25 protein-coding genes and 1 pseudogene are annotated in these 17,985 nt (G+C 51.5%); 1 reads left to right on the top strand and 25 read right to left on the bottom strand.

Translation table 11 applies throughout. The features are described from left to right. Positions 1–59: 59 nt before the first annotated feature. The 20 genes and pseudogenes from C3406_RS04705 to C3406_RS04610 all read right to left on the bottom strand — a co-directional run bounded on the left by C3406_RS04705 (position 60) and on the right by C3406_RS04610 (position 14,355). Positions 60–392 carry a head decoration protein gene (locus C3406_RS04705; protein ID WP_103823775.1) on the bottom strand — a complete coding sequence of 111 codons (333 nt, stop codon included), beginning with the start codon at positions 390–392 and terminating at the stop codon, positions 60–62. A gap of 9 nt (positions 393–401) precedes the next feature. Continuing rightward, positions 402–1,733: a S49 family peptidase gene (locus C3406_RS04700; RefSeq protein WP_103823774.1), complete on the bottom strand. Its 1,332-nt coding sequence runs from the start codon at positions 1,731–1,733 to the stop codon at positions 402–404. After that, the gene (locus C3406_RS04695) at positions 1,714–3,306 is read right to left on the bottom strand and encodes a phage portal protein (protein WP_103823773.1); all 1,593 of its coding nucleotides are present in this window, start codon (positions 3,304–3,306) and stop codon (positions 1,714–1,716) included. The genes C3406_RS04700 and C3406_RS04695 overlap by 20 nt, the downstream gene beginning before the upstream one ends. Beyond that, positions 3,303–3,509 carry a phage head-tail joining protein gene (locus tag C3406_RS04690; RefSeq protein ID WP_103823772.1) on the bottom strand — a complete coding sequence of 69 codons (207 nt, stop codon included), beginning with the start codon at positions 3,507–3,509 and terminating at the stop codon, positions 3,303–3,305. Before C3406_RS04690 ends, C3406_RS04695 begins: the two co-directional genes overlap by 4 nt. Continuing rightward, on the bottom strand, positions 3,509–5,431 hold the full coding sequence (locus C3406_RS04685) for a phage terminase large subunit family protein (protein ID WP_103823771.1): 1,923 nt from the start codon (positions 5,429–5,431) through the stop codon (positions 3,509–3,511). The genes C3406_RS04690 and C3406_RS04685 overlap by 1 nt, the downstream gene beginning before the upstream one ends. Further along, positions 5,406–5,951, bottom strand: coding sequence for a terminase small subunit (locus tag C3406_RS04680; protein WP_103823770.1), 546 nt, complete (start codon positions 5,949–5,951; stop codon positions 5,406–5,408). Before C3406_RS04680 ends, C3406_RS04685 begins: the two co-directional genes overlap by 26 nt. A gap of 3 nt (positions 5,952–5,954) precedes the next feature. Then, positions 5,955–6,206: a hypothetical protein gene (locus C3406_RS26135; protein ID WP_103823769.1), complete on the bottom strand. Its 252-nt coding sequence runs from the start codon at positions 6,204–6,206 to the stop codon at positions 5,955–5,957. 53 nt (positions 6,207–6,259) lie between these two features. After that, a complete protein-coding gene (locus tag C3406_RS04670) occupies positions 6,260–6,433 on the bottom strand; it encodes a GnsA/GnsB family addiction module toxin (protein ID WP_103823924.1) in 174 nt (57 codons plus the stop codon). 435 nt (positions 6,434–6,868) lie between these two features. Further along, on the bottom strand, positions 6,869–7,096 hold the full coding sequence (locus C3406_RS04665; protein WP_103179207.1) for a hypothetical protein: 228 nt from the start codon (positions 7,094–7,096) through the stop codon (positions 6,869–6,871). A gap of 1,098 nt (positions 7,097–8,194) precedes the next feature. Continuing rightward, the gene (locus C3406_RS04660) at positions 8,195–8,653 is read right to left on the bottom strand and encodes a lysis protein (RefSeq protein WP_103823768.1); all 459 of its coding nucleotides are present in this window, start codon (positions 8,651–8,653) and stop codon (positions 8,195–8,197) included. Next, positions 8,643–9,146, bottom strand: a complete 504-nt coding sequence (locus C3406_RS04655) for a lysozyme (protein ID WP_103823767.1) — start codon at positions 9,144–9,146, stop codon at positions 8,643–8,645. The genes C3406_RS04660 and C3406_RS04655 overlap by 11 nt, the downstream gene beginning before the upstream one ends. Next, positions 9,147–9,386 (bottom strand): class II holin family protein, encoded by a 240-nt coding sequence (locus C3406_RS04650; RefSeq protein ID WP_103823766.1) that lies wholly within the window; start codon positions 9,384–9,386, stop codon positions 9,147–9,149. A 519-nt stretch (positions 9,387–9,905) separates the two neighbouring features. Continuing rightward, positions 9,906–10,229 (bottom strand): four-helix bundle copper-binding protein, encoded by a 324-nt coding sequence (locus C3406_RS04645; RefSeq protein WP_103823765.1) that lies wholly within the window; start codon positions 10,227–10,229, stop codon positions 9,906–9,908. Between the two features lie 144 nt (positions 10,230–10,373). Next, positions 10,374–10,577, bottom strand: a complete 204-nt coding sequence (locus C3406_RS04640; RefSeq protein ID WP_103823764.1) for a hypothetical protein — start codon at positions 10,575–10,577, stop codon at positions 10,374–10,376. 910 nt (positions 10,578–11,487) lie between these two features. Next, on the bottom strand, positions 11,488–12,102 hold the full coding sequence (locus tag C3406_RS04635; protein WP_103823763.1) for a hypothetical protein: 615 nt from the start codon (positions 12,100–12,102) through the stop codon (positions 11,488–11,490). 13 nt (positions 12,103–12,115) lie between these two features. Continuing rightward, positions 12,116–13,147 (bottom strand): DUF968 domain-containing protein, encoded by a 1,032-nt coding sequence (locus tag C3406_RS04630; RefSeq protein WP_103823762.1) that lies wholly within the window; start codon positions 13,145–13,147, stop codon positions 12,116–12,118. Next, positions 13,147–13,503, bottom strand: a complete 357-nt coding sequence (locus tag C3406_RS04625) for a RusA family crossover junction endodeoxyribonuclease (RefSeq protein WP_233210534.1) — start codon at positions 13,501–13,503, stop codon at positions 13,147–13,149. The genes C3406_RS04630 and C3406_RS04625 overlap by 1 nt, the downstream gene beginning before the upstream one ends. Then, positions 13,500–13,706, bottom strand: coding sequence for a hypothetical protein (locus tag C3406_RS04620; protein ID WP_032651386.1), 207 nt, complete (start codon positions 13,704–13,706; stop codon positions 13,500–13,502). The genes C3406_RS04625 and C3406_RS04620 overlap by 4 nt, the downstream gene beginning before the upstream one ends. A 133-nt stretch (positions 13,707–13,839) precedes the next feature. Beyond that, on the bottom strand, positions 13,840–14,082 hold the full coding sequence (locus tag C3406_RS04615) for a hypothetical protein (protein WP_103823922.1): 243 nt from the start codon (positions 14,080–14,082) through the stop codon (positions 13,840–13,842). Positions 14,083–14,122: 40 nt separating this feature from the next. After that, positions 14,123–14,355, bottom strand: a pseudogene (locus C3406_RS04610) (DinI-like family protein). A 414-nt stretch (positions 14,356–14,769) separates the two neighbouring features. Between C3406_RS04610 and C3406_RS04605 the strand changes: the two are divergent. Continuing rightward, on the top strand, positions 14,770–15,378 hold the full coding sequence (locus tag C3406_RS04605; protein ID WP_233210533.1) for a hypothetical protein: 609 nt from the start codon (positions 14,770–14,772) through the stop codon (positions 15,376–15,378). A gap of 98 nt (positions 15,379–15,476) precedes the next feature. Here the strand turns inward: C3406_RS04605 and C3406_RS04600 are convergent, their stop codons facing one another. The 5 genes from C3406_RS04600 to C3406_RS04580 are packed head-to-tail and all read right to left on the bottom strand — an operon-like array spanning position 15,477 to position 17,946. Further along, entirely contained in the window at positions 15,477–15,659 is a 183-nt protein-coding gene (locus C3406_RS04600; RefSeq protein ID WP_103823760.1) for a hypothetical protein, read from the bottom strand. After that, positions 15,656–15,967, bottom strand: coding sequence for a hypothetical protein (locus tag C3406_RS04595; protein WP_103823759.1), 312 nt, complete (start codon positions 15,965–15,967; stop codon positions 15,656–15,658). The genes C3406_RS04600 and C3406_RS04595 overlap by 4 nt, the downstream gene beginning before the upstream one ends. A gap of 3 nt (positions 15,968–15,970) precedes the next feature. Then, positions 15,971–16,390 carry a PerC family transcriptional regulator gene (locus C3406_RS04590; RefSeq protein WP_103823758.1) on the bottom strand — a complete coding sequence of 140 codons (420 nt, stop codon included), beginning with the start codon at positions 16,388–16,390 and terminating at the stop codon, positions 15,971–15,973. Positions 16,391–16,408: 18 nt separating this feature from the next. Further along, on the bottom strand, positions 16,409–17,149 hold the full coding sequence (locus tag C3406_RS04585; RefSeq protein WP_103823757.1) for an ATP-binding protein: 741 nt from the start codon (positions 17,147–17,149) through the stop codon (positions 16,409–16,411). Positions 17,150–17,151: 2 nt separating this feature from the next. Continuing rightward, a complete protein-coding gene (locus tag C3406_RS04580) occupies positions 17,152–17,946 on the bottom strand; it encodes a DUF1376 domain-containing protein (protein WP_103823756.1) in 795 nt (264 codons plus the stop codon). Positions 17,947–17,985: the final 39 nt, after the last annotated feature.

The following is a 17,985-nucleotide window of genomic DNA, read 5'->3' as shown; positions in this document are numbered from 1 at the left end:
CCCGTAAAAAAAGCCGCACAGGCGGCTTTTATGGATGAAAGTGAGTGTTAATAAAGGGTTTAGATAATGCTGACGGCCGTGCCGGTAAACGCATTACGCTTGATATGCTCATCGGTCACAGCTGAAGGCCAGAGAACATCTTCAATGCGGAATGAGCCGGATTTATAAAATGCCAGCTCCACGCTGCTCTGGTCTGCAGCTACGGCCAGAATACCGCATGCCGCGCCAGCGTGAGTGCCGTCCCAGACCGTTAACTTGCCCGTAGCGGCATCCAGCATGAGTGGTGTCATGGCCGGCGTGGAGGCAGTCAGTTCACCGGGTGCATATGCCGTATGTGCCGGGTCACTGTTGCCGAGCGGCTGTAGATGGGTAAAAACTTCAGTCGTTGCCATAATTGCCTCTTAAACGGGGGTATTTAACAAATCGTCACCTGCTCCAGCAGATGCATTACCTGTCGATAGCGCACCAGGTGCTGTTTCCATCAGGCGATCCAGTGCCGTATCGGAACGCGCCTGTGCGCTTTGCGGTGCCGCGGCAAGAATGCGCTGCGCACTCTCAACCGTCATGCCAGGGGTTTCGGCCAGTGCGCGCGCCTGTGATTCGCGCCCCTTTGCCTCGTCACAGTTCAGGATCCCCATAATTCGGCCATTTTCGGCACTCACCGCTGCGGCAACCCGGGCACTGATCTCTGCCGGGGAAGCAACAACTGCAGCAGCGGATTCGACAGTATTAGTCGGTTCTGCTGGCGCGGTGGCTTGAATTGCATTCTCAGCTGCGGCTGATGCGGTGGTTACTTTTTCCATATTCCCTCCAGGGGAGATCGTTTTTCGTTTGTTAAGTGACTCGCGCATCACGTTCAGCGCGTCAGTGTTATTAACCAGCTCTTCAGCCAGACCGGCATCCACCGATTCCTGACCGGAAAATACAGCCGCTTCGGTATCCAGCACGGACTGAACGGACATGCCGGTATAAGCAGCAACCTTTTCGGCAAACATTCGGCGCGTGGCGTCGATCCGCGTCTGAAAATCATCGCGGACGTCTTTCGGTAGTTTTTCGTAGGGGTTGCCATCAACCTTGTGATCCCCGCTGTAAATCAGGGTGACCTCGACGCCCTGCGTTTTCAGGGCGGCACCGTAGTTGCTATGCGCCATCATCACGCCGATAGAGCCCGTACGCGCGGTCTGGGTGACCAGCCGGCGGGAAGCGGCGCTTGCGATAAGTTGCCCGGCACTGCAGTTCATATCGTTTGCCAGCGCCCAGATGGGTTTGATATCGCGCATACGCGCAATAATGTCGGCACAGTCGAATGCGCCAGCCACCATCCCGCCAGGCGTATCCATATCAAGGAGAATGCCGTCGACCCCGGGATCACTCATGGCCTGCTGCAGGCGGGCAATAATGCCGTTATATCCCGTCATGCCGGAGTAAGGCTGCAGCGACCGGGTTTTACTGACCAGCGTGCCGGAAACGGGCAGCACCGCGATGCCGTTCGTTATCTGGTAACTGCGCGCTGTCCGGGGTCCCACTTCCTTATCATCACCAAAGAGCGCCAGCGGTTCGGCAATCTGCTCAGCACCAAGCGTTGCGCCCGACACCGTGTCCGTCAGACGGGTGATGCCCAGCTGACTTGCCAGCGCGCAAAAGAAAACCCGCGCATAGGCGGGTTCAAGCATCAATGGCTCATTAAAGGCCATGCTGGCAATATGCGGGAGATTACGCAGCTCTGGCGTCATCTTTCTCCTCCTCATGTGATTTCTTCAGACCAGATTCAAAGGCGGATGCCGCCCATGCCGGAGGGGTAAGACCCGCAGCCCGGCGCTCCATTGTTTCTCTCACCTGCTGGGCAAATATCTCCTGGTAGTCTTCACCTCGCTTGGCGCACTCCTTCTCATAGGTACTGAGCCCCGCCTCAATCAGCATGGCGGCTTCCTGCACTTCTTTCAGTCCGTCAATTGCCATTCGCCCTGATCCAATCCAGTCGCAGTTACCCCAGGCACTTCTCGCCTCCTGGAAACTGAAGCGAGCTTTAGAAGGCAGAGTGACGACCCGACGAACGACTGCCTCCTCCAGCCAGCAAAGAAACATCTGGCTGGCCTGGCGTGATGCGACAAACTTGCGGCGTCCCATGAAATAGGCCCAGGACTCGTTGGCGCTGGCCCGCGCGGTGGAGTAACTCATCTGGGAATAGTTACGCGAGAGCTGCTCGTATGACACCCCCAGCCCGGCGGCGATATAGCGCAGTAGTGACTGTTCAAAGGTTGAATAACCGTTATCCGTATCCTGCGCTGACTGCAGATTTAGTGAATCACCAGGCATCAGGTGCGGGACTTTGGCACCACCGAGTCGAACCGGCGCCGCGGTGTAATACGATGCCATCTCACCCAGCCAGCCTGTCATTTTGCTTTGCTGGTCTTTACTGTCAGAGCCGAGAATAAACTCCATTGCCGTCTGCGTATCCAGTTCGCTTTCAATGGTGGCTGCATACATTGCTTTCACGATCGCGCTCTGTAGCTGCGTATTTTGCAGGGTGTCGAGCATTTTCATCTGCTCCATCACGCTGTAAAACACGTTAGCACCGCGGGTTTGACCATCTTCAAGCGGCTCGAACACATGGATAAACGATGGTCTGCCCCCGGGCAGTTCGCGGGGAATATACGTCCATTTCTGCGCCATCCAGCCTGGATAACCGTCCTCGCTTACGTAGTAGCCCTGCGCTGCGCCAGCATCGTTTATGCTCACACCGGCACGGCAGTTTCGGCTGTCCCCCATATTATTCGGGTTACTGACACGCTTCGGGCTAACCATCTTGAATTGCGTGCGGAAAAGGCGCGTGGTACTGCTGTCCCAGGTTGCCTGAGCACATAATTCACCGTTGAAAGCATGCATTGCAACGCCTTCACGGATCATCATGGTAAACGTGCGTTTGCGTTCAGCATCAATGCAGCAGCAGTCGTCTTCTGCAAATTCTTTCCATGCTGCCTCGACTTCCCGTGAAAACGCCCGCGCCTCCTCCTCACCAATACCGAGGAAACGCCAGCTTGGGCGATGGCTTAAGCGGAAAAATGACCCAACGATGTGATCCTGGTGAAGCTGTACGGCATTAGCTGCATAGCCATTATTCCTGACCAGATCATCAGCCCTGGCATTACCACGCGAAAAATTGGGAAGAAGTGCGGCATCTGCGCTTTCACTCGGTGGATTCCAGGCCCGTAACTGGCCCCCAAAGCCCCCGCCACCGCCGTGATAACCGGCATAGTCCCGCAGGGATGTTTTACCGTCCGGCCCTACTAAAGCTGGTAATCTCATACGTAAAACCCTGCCGGTCCCCGGCGTCGTGAAGTGGAACCAACCTGAGACTCAAGGTCAGCTATGTATTTTTTGAGGTCAGAGACAGAAGTGGCGGTAAATTCCACTTTGCGGCCGTCTTTCTGTACCGTCGCAACCCGCTTACCCATCATGAGGTCATGTAATGCAGCGCGTGCTGTCTCCAGGTCAGCCTGTGTCGCCATTATTCTTCTCCGGATAATGCCCGGGCGTAATCCGCCAGGGTTTTGTTATTTTTACGCCCGCTGTCTTCCTCCAGCAGACTTGCCAGAAGAGAATCGAGATTAAGCTGCCATCGCGAGATGCTGATCCGCAGGGCCGCAAGTGCGTAGACAAAACAGTCGAGCGCCTCATTTCGTCGCTTTTTGCTGTCCCAGACGATCTTTTTTTTACCGTCTACCCACTTTTCGACCTGCTCCTCAGCTGTCAGCTGTTGAGCTTCAGCTAAATCATAGATTTCAGGATCATTCGGGAAATGCACCGCGCCAGCGAGAGGTTCGTCGGCCTCAGGCACCAGGGTGAAACGGTTATAGATTTGCTCTTTTGCAGTGTCGGTCCCCACTTCCGTGAGATAAACACCGTTTTTGTTGCGTTTACGCGGCATGCTGGCAACGGGTTTACCGTAAACAGACGCCCCTTTAATGGGTATCAGGCGGAACAGCCCATGCTTTTTCGAACGGTTATAGACGATGGTCGGGTCGATACCCCCGATATCCCAGCAGATGCGTGAAATCGACATTTCTACCCCGTTTTGCCGGGTATAGGTCCGGTTGATGACCTCATCCACCCTGAGCAGAGTGGCTTCATCGTCATGACGGCCCATGATGATCTGCCTGTCGATAAGCCAGCTTTCTTCGCCCGGCCCCCAACCCCAGACCCGCATTTCATAACGATCAAGCTGAGAGTCTATACCGGCTGTGAGGTAGGCCACCCGTTCCGGAACCGCGGCGCCAAAGTGCTCCTTACGTTCGGCCATAACGTCCGAATCAGGACGGTCACCAATTTTCGGCTCCCATGTCTCACCAAGCGTGGTATTAACGAAAGTCTTACGCTTGCCAGTATCTCCTTTTGTCTTGATCCAGTCTTTGACGATTTGCACCCAGGTTGTGAAGGGACTGTAAGCGGTCCAGATATGAAAGGTGACGCTGTCAGGCGGATCAATTTCGGTACCGGATGATGAAAACCAGCACAGACCGTCCCGCGTCCAGATCCCCGTCTCTTCGCAAATGTAACGGGCCTCCGAAAAATCAAGCTCCTGCTGCTTAATCACGCAGGCATTATGCTCGCAAAGGTAAAACACACTGGCAGGTTCACCCGGCGTCCATTTAAACCCGAACGGTGTCTCTTTATCGCCGAATTTAAGGTACTGCTCCTCACCACAATGTGGGCAAGGAACGTGGAACCGCAAAAAGTGCTGCGATTCTTTCGCGGCACGCTCAATCTGGCAGGTGCCCCTGACTTTTGGCGTGGATCCACGGATGGATTTGGGCCAGACCGAGCCTTCAATTCGCTTATCGCCCAGAAAAGTTGGAGAACCTTCTTTCTCAATGTCTTCATCAAAGGCGGCCAGCTCGTCATAGCCCGCCACATCGACGGATTTCTCACGATAGTTTTTTGCGGCCTTCCCCCCCAGACACCAGAATCCACGCCCATTCGAAAATCGCTTCATGCTGAGTGTGTTATCACGGTGTTTCTTGCCATACCAGGGAGCAAGGGACAGGAGCGAGGGAATATCACGAATTGTCGGCTCGACATGCGACTTCATAAAGTTTTCGGCATCGCCGTCAGTCGGCAACCAGATAAGGGAGTTTCGCTGCTTATGCTGGATGAAATATGCGTAAACCCCGAGCAGCATTTTTGAATAGCCAACTCGGGCAGATTTCACGACATTCACTTCACGAACATAGTCGTTGCCCATGGCATTCATGATTGCACGCTGAAATGGCAGCGTCTCCCAGCGCCCCTCCTGGTATGCAGACTCTTTGGGAAGATAGTAGTTATCGTCTGCCCACTCAACAGCTGTCTGCGGCTCCGGACGGTACAATGAACGGAGCCCAGCGTTCGCAGAGTGCTGCAGCCCCTTAACCTGACTGTTCGATATATTCACTCAGCAACCCCGGTATCATTTCATCCAGCGCAGCTGCTTTGTTCATGGCCTTAATGACGTCCTTCTTAAGGAAATCAATATGTCGGTTTTCCAGCTCCGGGAAGCGCCGCTGAACCGACAGAGGTACTCCATCGAGAATACTGGCAATTTCTCCGGCTATCCGCGACAGCACGAACGTGCAGAATGCGGTCTCCACCACCTCAGCGGACTCTTTTGCATTTTTAAGTTCCTGAGCGTCAGCCTGGGCTCGGGTGAGACGGTGCCGCTCATATTCAATCGTGCCTGGCTGAAGGTCTGACTCTGAAGCAATCCGCAGGTCTTCAACCTCCTTCCGTAATTTTTCATTTTCTATCGCAGAGTCCCGCGCTGAATACCATTCGATAACGGCGGCGGATTCATACAGCACCTCATTCCCCTTCCCGCCTCCACGCGCTACCGGCATCCCCTGATCCTGCCAGTTCTGAATCGTGCGTACGCTGACGCCGAAAATCTCGGATAAGAGTTTTTTGTTAACCTCCATTGCTCACTCCTGGCATAAAACAGAGAAAGGAAATGATAAATGCAAAATCACCATTTCTTGGGCTTCATCATTTCCTTTCTTTTGAAGGGGTGTTCTCAGTAAAAACAGCAAGATAGCCAGAAGAAGAACGGAAACGGCAAATACCCGAAAATTTTCATAAATAGCGAGAATCTGCGAGGACGCCGCCCCGTAACAGGCCGATATGCCAGAAAGGACCCGCAAACGATAATGGATGTCAATTGCATTAATGCGCATGCGATGCGCAATAAAAAAGGCCGCTGTTGCGACCTTGTGTTTGGAGGGTGAGATTAAATTAGTTTAATTTTTACGTCATAACCTTCAAGGCCTGTCATCGTTTCGCGAGGAAAAAATTGAATTTCAGAAATTTCTTTTCCGGTTTTTTTTCGTAGTTCTGAAATTTTTTTGGCTATCAGGGCGGCAATGTCTTCCTCAGCCTTTTGCGTCAGAGCTTCAATTTTCATTTTTACCTCTTCTGATTCATTTACAGTTTCCATTCTCCAGCAAGGTGACAGTTTTTGATTAACAATCCTTAACCATAACTGTATATAAATTATAGACCATCAATATTGCAGACGCTGCATGCACAAGGAAATTGCTTGCATAATCATTTATATAGCGACCTCACCATGTTAGTACTGCTCACGTTGAAGTCGATAAAAAGCCCCTGTATCACTACAAGGGCTTTGGGCATATGGTGCCGGGTGCCTCCCGGTGAGTCCTGGGTTAACCACCCGTGACTCGCTGCTTCAGTCTTTCATGATGAGCGCCAGTGAAGAGCGTTCAGGTTACTTAGCCCCGCCGCTGAGGGGGATTCACCATATTTTTAGAGTATTGTTTCTGATATCATCTCACTCATTCACAGACTGAAAATAACTTTTGATACCGCTTACGTACAGTCAAAGATATTTATTCACTGCATTTATCACTTCTTCTTTAGTCAGCTCCCGATCGGAAGCAACACAAATCTCGACGTGATCACCTGTTAATGAATGTATTCCGGTAAGCATTATTTTTAACGATACTTCATCACCGTTTGGGTAATTCCGTATAATAGCTGTTACAGGTTTAAGCACATTTACGACTTCTACCTGTTGGGAGTTAAAGAAGACCAAAACCTTTTTCATCGATTTGCCTCAATCCCCGTGCGTCTGTTTTAAGGCAATTTTCGCTTTGTCTTCAAAAAAACGCTGACACTTAGAAAAAAACCATGTTACTGCATGACCTTTATTAGCACTGCTTATCTTCCAGACCATATTACTTTGGTGCCACCAAGCGAACTATCTTTCATATACAAGCAATACACCTTCCTCATAACCATCTCAGGAGAGGTGATTTGAGTCTATACATAAAAAAAAGTTAAGCATCCATTAAAAAGAAAAAGTGCTGGGATGTGCTGCCTGCTGGCATAATTTAACGCGACAAACCTAGAAAGATAGCATGATAAACTGGAATCATGCATGAAGATCAGGTGAAGTCTTTATCGTTTTCATCATCGACTGTACTCTGTAATGGCAACCATACTCATGCTTTGGTCGCGCTCATGTCTGGAGATTTCATCGTTCTGTAGTCACCCATAGTCAGTTCGGGATTGGCGCGCTCTATAATTTTATCTCATCAATCCTTACCAGATATACAGCCGGTTCTGTAATCAGAGATTCAGGAGAAGGCCATTGCTTGCATTTGCCGCCATTCAGCTGCTTCGATCTGGCGCGTTAGTGCTTCACGCGGTTACCTTCAGGTGGATAAATCAATGCTATCATCCACTGCCGGGGGATACTTTCAAAGCAAGGCGTAAGCCAGAGGAATGGATAAAAATCACTTAAAGTTGTAAAAGAATTGCAATTTCTAACGAAAGTGTTATTGTCCCCGCGCTACGAAAGCTAGAAGCACATAAGAAGAAAAATAGTTTGACTCAAAGTTGCCCCACACCGGGGCTTTTTTTGTTTTTAGAATCACACCCCGTCTCACAATCGCAACCCGTCAACGTTTTATCCTTCCTTCATTTAAACGAACATTTCCAATTGAATTGATGAGTGCAACCACTTACTTGTCAGTGAATAAAGCAGCTTCGCTTCAAAGACTGTTCCCATAATGATATTTCAGTGAAGCAACTATGGTAATAGGGTAACGATATGCATTTGCATACCCTTATAAGCAGGCCGTATTTCCTGCTCATAAGGGTTTTCTTTTGTTAGCTTCACATGGGGTATAGTTTCTAGCAGCTACTTCAGGCACTGCGTATTGATGTATTCCTGCAGCACCCTTAACGCTGACTGGTCTTGCTTAATCCCGGCTCGGATACCGAGAACGTTTCGTCCAGCAGCGTCAGAGAGTTCGATGGTGGCATCATGGCCCACGCCGGAGGTGCTGGCTTCGGTTGAGGCTGACACAGGACACTTGCCTTTGACGAGCACCCGGCCACCATTATCAAGCTTGCGCTGCAGAGCATCATTTTCAGCTTTTGCATCGGCTAATTCCTTTGTGTATTTCGCATCCAGAGCTGCAACGTCGCGCTGACGCTGTTGCATATTGCTTATCATGTCTTTCGCAAGCTTCAGGCTGTGTTCGGCAGTGTCGGCGCGCTGACTCTCGTCTTGAGCTATGCCATAGAACCAGAACGCGAGGGCACCGGCTACCGTCATCACGGCAAACAGAATCAGAGGTTTCCATTCAAAAGTCATTGCTGCTCTCCGCCAGGCACATCGATCGTTCCATCTCTCGGCGGTTCTGAAGGCCTTTCCATTTCATGCCACCAGCGTAAACCCAACGCCGCATTTCGTCGCACGCTCCGTCATGATCACCTTTATTCAGCTTGCGCAGTAGCGTGGACTTCGAGAACGCATCAGAACCAACGTTAAAGACAAAGCTGTAAAGGGCGGCGCGCTGATATTCGCCCAGCTGTACCTTGACCAGATTGTCTACCGTACTCTTGGCTGGCTGGAGGTCTTTCCATAGCAGCTGGTCACATTCGCGATCGGTATACTTCTTCCCTCTCACGATATCCCGACCCGTATGGCCGTCGCAGACACTCCACACCCCGGCGACGTCTTTATAGGCTTCATACTTCCGCCCTTCGACACCATCCTGCCCACCGAGAAACAGCGAGGCGATCAGCATTGCACCGCCACCAGCAGCGGCGATGAGTTTGTTACGCAGGCTACTGGGCATTGGCATTTAATCATCTCCGACTTTGACTGCTGGACCGTACTTCTCAAGCGCCTTTACCTGCGCATTGGCGACCTTGCGTTTGAAATACCAGTTAATGAGCCCGGTAATGATGATCCCGGCAATACCAGCCAGCACGCCGATAGCGCTCCATTCGTCAGGGCTTAGTTTTGTGAGGACGCCGTTCAGGATGGTTCCTCCTGAGGTGCCGAGGGCGACTCCGGTGACAAGTTTGCTCATACGGGACATATCTCTCACCTCGCTGGGATGCGGGTGCTATTTGGTAAGGGATCAGGCTCTCCGGATGAATTAACGACGAGACCTTTGATGGGGGTTCCGGGAGCCTGAGATAAAAAAAGGCCCGCGTTTTCAGCGGGCCTAACTGAGTTTAAATCTAAGTAGGTAGGCATGTTCCCCAGCCACCATCCGTATTGCAACTGTGTCGAGCAGCATTACTGACCGGTCAGGAGCTCCGGTTAATGGTTATGGCTTGGTTACGATTAAATAATAGCACTACTAACGAAGCGCATATAAAAAAAGCCTGCTTTCGCAAGCAGGCAATACTAAACCCAGGTATTGATACAAAGACAGGTGCCGGGTGCCTCCCGGTGACTCGTTACCAGTTATACGAGCCGCAGGCATATTTACACTTACATCAACTGGACTGCCCCACCGCACAGGGGGATCCACCTGACTTTTAACCATAGCAAAAATTTGTCAGAATTCTAAAGTGTCGATGCTCAAGCAGAAAACTGGAAGCAAGATCCATTAAGCCATCGAGCGGCAGGCTTCTGCGCAACGAAGACAAGCTTCAGAGCATTTCTGGCAGTGTTCTGCTTCGTGCTTACCACATTCTCCACCGCATTTCTGACAGACTTCTGCGCAGACCCGGCATAGCGATTTGGCAAATTCACTATCAAAGGTCATAAATTGCGCTGCGAGTCGACAAATATTCGCGCACTGCATATCGAGACTTATGCACTCACGCATCATATCTACTTGTTCTTCTTTTAGGCATGAAGCAGCGCAATAATCACAAGCAGCGGCGCATTTATAGCAGGCTTCAATACACTCAGCATAGCTAACTGGCATAATTCGCTCCTTTCAGTCGTAAGCAGAAAATTAAGCCTGGTTACCTGAATGCGATTATGCCAATAGAAGATATCGTTATTCCAAATTTGCCTAACTGTCATATACAGGTAACGAATTCGAATAATGACAAGATTTAGCGATTAGCTAGCCGGCCGACAATGTTACGGGGGGAGGCAAAGGACCTTCTAAAATTTCTGCTTCTCCGTTATCGCAAATGTCATCGCCCTGGGTTAGATGCCAGATACCTGTTATGGTTCGGCCCGTTTCAAGGTCTTTAGTTTCGCCGTTGCTGTAATAAGCAACTTGGATCTTCCCTTGGTGCTGTATCCAATAGAAGCCTTCTTTCATACATAACGCCCTCTTCAAACTCTGATAGAACTTATCAAAGCGGCATTATATGACTTTTCAAATAAGGGAAAAGTAGTTGCGAACTGGTTGTGATGCCGGGTGCCTCCCGGTGATCCTGCGCCAGACCACAGAACCGCGTTCTACTCACCTGCCAGTCTAGTCGCCCCGCCGCATAGGGGGATTCATCACAGGCACAGCCTAGTCTTCTTTCTGCCATAAAGCTATTTTTATCTGTTTATATATTCAGTATGAACAAAAAGACCAGCAGTGCTGTGCAGGTTAGGGTCAGGTAAAACAAAAAGGCCGCCAATCGGCAGCCTTAAAAACTGTGGTAATGGAACTGTAGTGCCGGGTGCCTCCCGGTGACTCTATGCTAGACCACAGAATCGCGTCATTCACCTCCCAGTCTAGTCGCCCCACCGCTTAGGGGGATTCACCACAGGCGCAGCCTAATCGCTTTCCTGCAATAAAGCTAACTTTATCTGTTTATTTATTCGGTAAGAACGAAAAAGATCGGCGGTACTATGAAGACCAGAATCATGTAAAACAAAAAGGCCGCCAATCGACAGCCCTGGAAATAGATGATACTGAGGTTGTGGTGCCGGGTGCCTCCCGGTGACCCTGTGCTAGACCACAGAATCGCGTTTACAAACCCGACTCGTTTTGCCTAGCCGCCCCACCGCTGAGGGGGATTCACCACCCGCGCACTGTACGTGGCTTGCATCTTAAAAGATACATATTATTTACTATTTATTAATAATAAAAAACCCCGCCGGAGCGAGGTTTCGTAATTTGTTTGATAAAGGCTTTTCGTCGCTGCCATCGTGGCGCAGCTCTGCCAAGCATGAATGAATTATTCATCTTTCTGGCCCGTTTTCAACATAAATTGAAATATATTTTAATTGGCCTCTCAGTTTTGCTCAGTTTTCATCTGCCGGCGTACGCTCAAAAAGACCTTTGCCTGGAAGATTTCAAGGCACCAGCGCACGCGTTTACGCGCTTCGCCGTCAGTTAGCCAGGGAGCCACGTGCTGCAATTCACGGGTGATGTCGGATATCTTCTTGCGAGTGGTGTAGAACTGCAGGCCAACCAGATACACCGGGTCGTGCAGATTGAAGGTGTCCAGCGTGATCTGTTCGATAAAGTCAGCATCATCGCGGCGCTCGCTCTCTTCGATCAGTTCAGACAGTGTCACCGGCCACAGAATGGACCGGGCACGCAATGCCGCTTGCACGCCACGGAACCCCTCTTCCCTCGCCTGCCCCAGCGCCTCGGTGATTCGCGACAGCTGAGTGTCCGACCACTCCGATTGCTTAACCTCAGACCAGAACTGGCTGCAATTCTCCAGACGGTATTGCGCGCGGGTTTTACCGCCGACGCATTCGCCCCAGACCGTCAGCAAGGATTTAATCCAGGCTGACTGGACGCTCGTTAATGGCGTGAACTTGCCGAGGTAACTTTTTCTCGGCGCTGCAGCTGCTTTACCCAGACCTTCGAGATGAATGCGGCGTTGACGTGGTGTCATCCTGTACTGCTCCTTAAGCCAGAACGCCGAGCGCAAAGGCCCGGTCCAGCACTCTGATTATCATTTCCGGCTGAGTACCGTGCTTGCGCTCGAATTTAACCGGATCGTTATGTAGTTCGGTATGGTGCTGGCGGCATAGGGGGATCACGAGACTGTCGTGCGCCTTCGTTGCCATGCCTCCCTGACCCCAGCCGATGAGATGGTGTGGATCATCTGACGGCCGGCCGCAGCACTCACAGGGCTGCGTCTTAACCCATGCCAGATATTTGGGCTTATCCCAGCGGGTCCGCTTTGGCCGCTTCATGAGGGTCTGTGGGGATTCGGGATCCACAAGTACGCCAACGACTGGCTTAATGGCTGGTGGTGCGCCTGCAGGTGCTGCAGGTAGCGCGCGGGCTTTGTCAGCGATGATGCTGGTAGCCGGAACCGACGGTACTATCTCGCTCTCGCGGTACGTTTGTTTCTCCGCTGGCAGGCGCAATGCCTCGCGGGCAACGGATTCAGGCAGCGCATCGGTGACACCGACACGAACAGCCCACCAGCACAACTCAGGCAGGGATATCTCGCGGGACTTGTCGATCGCCAGTGCCGACCGCGCAGTGTCCAGCACCCAGTCGATGACGTTCTGACGCGCCAGCTCCGCCAGGCGTTCAGTGAATTGCTCGCGCAGCTGGTTGTCGCAGTGGCCACAGAGAAGAATCGCGCCGGGCTCATGCCGCATGGTAGTCAGTTCGTGATAGTGGTAGTCGCTGTGCTGGTACTGGCAGGAGCCGCCGCCGTGGCGCAGCAACCAGTATTCCAGGCCAGCCAACCCACCAGCAGCGGTGATCACCTTTTCGTGGAGGAAGAACGGACGCAGGGCCGGGTTGGCCGCCAGCGGCTGCCGCAGATCGGGAACTCGCCCGGTCTCAAAGCTGGCCATGCTGGCAGGCTGGCTCTCCACCAGCACGCGCCCTGAGATAAATATGGGCATCAATTCGCGGCCGGGTTTCAGCATCACAACGCCCAGCTCCCGGGCGATAACTGGTTTCAGCAAGGCGCGCATCAGTCGATCTCCCCGATGATGATCTGCCCTTCTTCGCCCCAGCGCTTCGTCACGCGGGAATCCCAGATATGGGCGTCATCTGCATAGATGGCATCCATCAGGGCCTTCTCTAGGTTATCTTTGTCGGGTTTCTGCTGATGGGGTTTCCCCGCCATCTCCTGGCGCTTCTTCTTGCTCCAACTCGGAGGCATCGGGAGGATAAACGTAATGTGTGCTCCTGCTTCCGGCAGTTCGACGCCCAGCAGCCGAACGAGATCGCAGAACGCGCGGTATCGGAGAACCTCCGGCCGCTTTTTCCACTTATCCGCCCTGGTCATCCTGGGTTTGCCCATCGGGGTGATGTTGTAGGTCTTCACGCTTCCCTCCAGAGCTTTTGCTGGAAGGTCTTATCCTGACGCGGGGCTCTGTTTGCCTCCGGCAGATAAGCGGTGAGTGTCCAGTGGATGAGATCGAAATCAAGGCTGCGCACAGTCCGTACGTCATTAGCGCGATAGCGGGCCTCGAGTTCGTCCACTTCTTTTGTGGTGAGCTGCGTGTGAATAAAGCTGGTTTTCTTCATGCTGTCACCCCTAAGTGAGCAGGCAAAAAGAAACCGCTGATTCCGAAAGGAACCAGATTAAGTTTTTGTTTGGTAGGTTTTTGCGCCATGGTATCTCTCCAGTGGCGCAGCAGGTATAGGTTGTTCAGGCCTATTACGGGAGTTTAACAGAATTAAGCGAAACGCGGTAACCTGCCCGCTCCAGCATCTGCGTAAAGAGAGTTGGCGACCCTACAATCTCATCATCCAGAAGCGGCGTAAACGACACCACATCACCTCGCCTGTACATCAGCGCACGGTCACATTCAGGAAATGAGTGCAGTCGTGCAACGATAACCCCATCGTGACATCTGATGACTGCATAACCCTTTTTTGGAAACTCTTCTTTTTGTTTCACCAAACCTCCCCTCCACCCAGGAAACTAATTACTTGCTGAATTAATAGAACCAGTCGTCAGCGCTTTTCCAGGTCTGCTGGAGGATTACTTCCACCCTCTTCTTGGCTTCTTTTTGGCCGCTCCGAACACTTAACTCGTCTGCTCCTGCGAGGCGCACTGACAACGTGCAATCCCCTACCTGTCCTGCAGTCGTGTAAGCAACTCTTTTTCCAGAGCTGGTAACGCGCCCTTGGGAAGTTGTTTAGTTCTATCAATGATTAACTCAACTTTCATAATAGCCTCCGATGCAATTACTGTATATTTATACAGTACACCTATGGATGAGAATGATCAATTCCTTAAGGGCACGAATAGTTAAGGCTTGGGGTCGTAAGTCCTTGGTCTCTGTAAAGAGATTACCAAGAATATTTAGATTTCATCGATTTTCGAAACAAAATATAAAGTTGAAAAGCTTCTTTACCGATAAGTAAGATCAATTAGAAAATATTTGCGCTTCGCGTACTATTTACGAACTTTGACGAACTCAGATGGTCTACAATGACTACAACAGTTTATGACCGTATCAATAGATTGGTTGCGAGCGACTCACGATGGTCCTGTGATCTAAGTCTGAAGGGATATCCTGGACACGTCTTATATATCGATGATACTGGTTTCGGTAAGATCGCAGATAGAAATGACTTCGTTATGACCCTGGCTGGTGATGGCCATTTAATCGAGCTATGGAAGATATGGTGGTCTGGCGACTTATCCGAGCAAGAACCCCCAGTGGTTTTGCCTACGGGACAATCAGTTGTATTGCACATCGTAAAAAAATCATCCAATGAGGTGATTTTTGACAAAGGCAATATGCTGGCAGCTACTTGTACTCAGACGAAGGATTTGCAAGCTGTATTCTCAGGCTCCGGCGGTGGGATTGCAGCTCAAAATTGGATGTCATCACATTGTGCTCAAACAGCTATAGGTGAAGCCAAAAATTTTGACCCGTTCACTGGTGGAGAGGTAAGGTTTGTTGACTTTACCAGCAAGAAAACCAACTTAGAAACATCAGTGAGAACAATTTCAGAAGTTAACAGAGCTCTATTGATGAGGGGGCTTATTATGGATACCAAGAATCCGCATGTTCAACACGTATCGATCAGCGCTCAGGAAGTTGCGGACGTTCGTCAGATGTTGGTGAATGGCAACATAACCCCATGCGCACCTATCGGCAAAAAGACTCAAGACTGGGATGATGCCTCAAAACAACGACTGCGAAGCGCTATCGATCGCATCAGGGAAGAAGAGTCAGCATAATTTCCCCAATGAATAATAAAAACCGGCACTCAGCCGGTTTTTTTATACCCGTTAGGCAATTCTTGGTATCAGTCTAATGATTCAAAACATTTGTAACTTTAACGTAGACCATGCCAATTTCGGATGAAATTTTCGCGGAGCGCCGCTTTGGTGCAGTCCAGCCGTTCGGCCAGGCGCGACACAATCTTCGCCATATCAATGATCGGCGTGTCGCTGCTCATCGCCTTCGCAAACTGATGACCCACGGCCACCAGCTCTTTGTTGCTCAGTGAATCACTCATGCCCGTGCACTCCCGATAATTTTGTGGATCTGATAGCCCTGCCAGTTCTGGCGGCATACGTCTGCAATGCTGGGCCGCTGGCGCGCCACCGCCATTGGCTTAATGCGAGTCTCCCCGCCCGGCTCCATGACGTATACCGGGTGGCGGCGCTGGCCGATATTCTTCACTGCACCAGCAGAAACGAGATGCTCGAGCAGGCGACAGGCCTTTTTGCTTTCGCAACCCAGCAGCCGCCGGACCTGACGCGGGGTGATCTCACCGCCATGCTGGATGGCGCGAATGATTGTCCAGAGATTGTTGCTTGCCATCGGCTATGCCCTCTCTGCCATGCGTAGGCACTCTTTCCGGCGCTTCGCTATACGGGAAACTTCGACAGAGCTGCAGGCAATGCCAAACATGTCCGAATACACCGCTGCAGCGCGGCGCCACAGCCCCTTTTCTTCCAGCGCCTTCGCCTTCTGCTCGGCAGCTTGCATCTTGATCGGGTCGCTTTTCTCCTCCATGCACGGAAGGATCACATCAGGAATGTCGGCATGCGGCACCGCCGTGTAGGTGTACTGAACGCTGTTGCGGGATCGGGTGATCACCCCATCGTCACTCAACTCGCGCAGCAATTTGCCTGCTGTTGCGCCTGACATATCCAGCGCTTCGGAAACGTCGCCGACGGCGCAGTTCGGTTGGTAGCGTACAAAAATCGCCACCTGGTCTTTCTGGGTTAATGGTTTGGTCATTGGTCAAAACTCGTTTAGTTATTTCACAAGCCGTAAATGGCTCACGTTTTTGCGGTAGCTCCCCCAGGCGAAATTCACCCAGATCCCGTTATCCATGGTCAGGCGGTCCATTACCCGCTCACCTAGGGTTTTCGATAACTCCTCAAAATTCAGGTTCGTCAGCACCCCCACTGGTTTCATTGCCGCCAGGCGGCGATCGATAATTTGATTGAGCAAAACCCACTCATTTCGTGTATCGCGTTGTACCCCGACCTCATCCAGCACCAGCAGACTGACTTTGCAAAGGTCGTCCAGCAATGCAGACTCGGACTGGCCTTCGTCATAGCATTTCCTCGCGCGCAGCATTAGGTCCGGAACGGTCACCACCAGAACAGAGTGATCACGCTGCAGCAAGAAGTTGCCTATTGCCGCCGCCAGATGATTTTTCCCGGTGCCGCAGCCGCCACTGAACACGAAGCTGGCAAAACCACTGCCGAAGTTCTGGGCGTAACTCTTCGCCAGTGTCAGCGCGTGCTTCTGACCTTCGTTGCTCACTTGGTAATTCGCGAAAGTGCAGTTGCGGTGCAGATCGCAAATACCGGAGCGGCCAAAAATCTTCTCAGAGCGTGCTCGCTGATTTTCTTTTTCCAGCTCCGCGGCTCTCTTCCGTCCTTCCTCCTGTTGCCAGGCCATCAACTCCGAGGCGTTTGTGAACTTTGGCTGAATGCCTTCGGGGATCATTCGCTGAAGACGGCCAAGAATGTCATTCGTTGTTTTCATCGTTACCCCCTGAATCCCGGTGGTATTGCAGTGTCAGGTGTCGATACTGTCAGGGCTGGCTGGCGGCGCTGGCCTTTCGCCTGCGCGGCCGCTTTAGCACGAGATGTTTGCAGACTGGACGCAAAGGTCTGTTCCCACTGAATGTGGTGTTTTACTTTCCCCTCGCATTGCCAGTAATCACGGAACTGCTGCAGCTCTACAGCGGTATAACCCGGACGTTCACCGAGGTTGATGCCCCAGAGCGCAGCCTGTCCTACGAAATCAGCGCTGGGGATCCAGTCGTTGGTGATCGGGAATTTTCCAAACGGTGGGAAATATTCGTTTTGCTCGCGCTCCTCTATCTCTGGGTTTTCTTTTAGATCTGTATCTGTATCTTTATTAGTTGGGTTTCCGTTGTCATCCTGTTGCAACGGTGATTCAACGCCCGTTGAACACCAGTTATCATTCCGTTGGCCTTCAGTTTCTTTTTTGGCCTTTCTCGCCTTCGCTGACGCTTTTCCTGCTGCGGACTTCTGACTGAGTGAGGTTTTCACTGCCTCCAGATCCCTCTCAATTCGCTCTTGCGACCACTCGCTACCGTTATCGTTAAAAAACTCTTTTAACGAAGGCTCAACGGCGCTCCAACGGTCGTTGCTCAGCCGTGCTATTTTCGCCAGCCTGTTTTTAGGGATCGGTCTTCCTGTCTGCCAGTAGTTGAACATCAGCAGCAGGTAAGCGCCGTGCTCTTCCGTAGACAAATGCATGGTGTCCGCCAGGTAATCAGCAATGTAGAGTTGCATATAGGGCAGCGCTGCCATGTTTACTCCTGTTGCCCGGAGTACCGGGTCGTATGGTCA

Source organism: Leclercia sp. LSNIH8, from assembly GCF_002920195.1.
Lineage (GTDB): Bacteria > Pseudomonadota > Gammaproteobacteria > Enterobacterales > Enterobacteriaceae > Enterobacter.
This window is presented reverse-complemented; position numbering and strand designations above follow the sequence as displayed.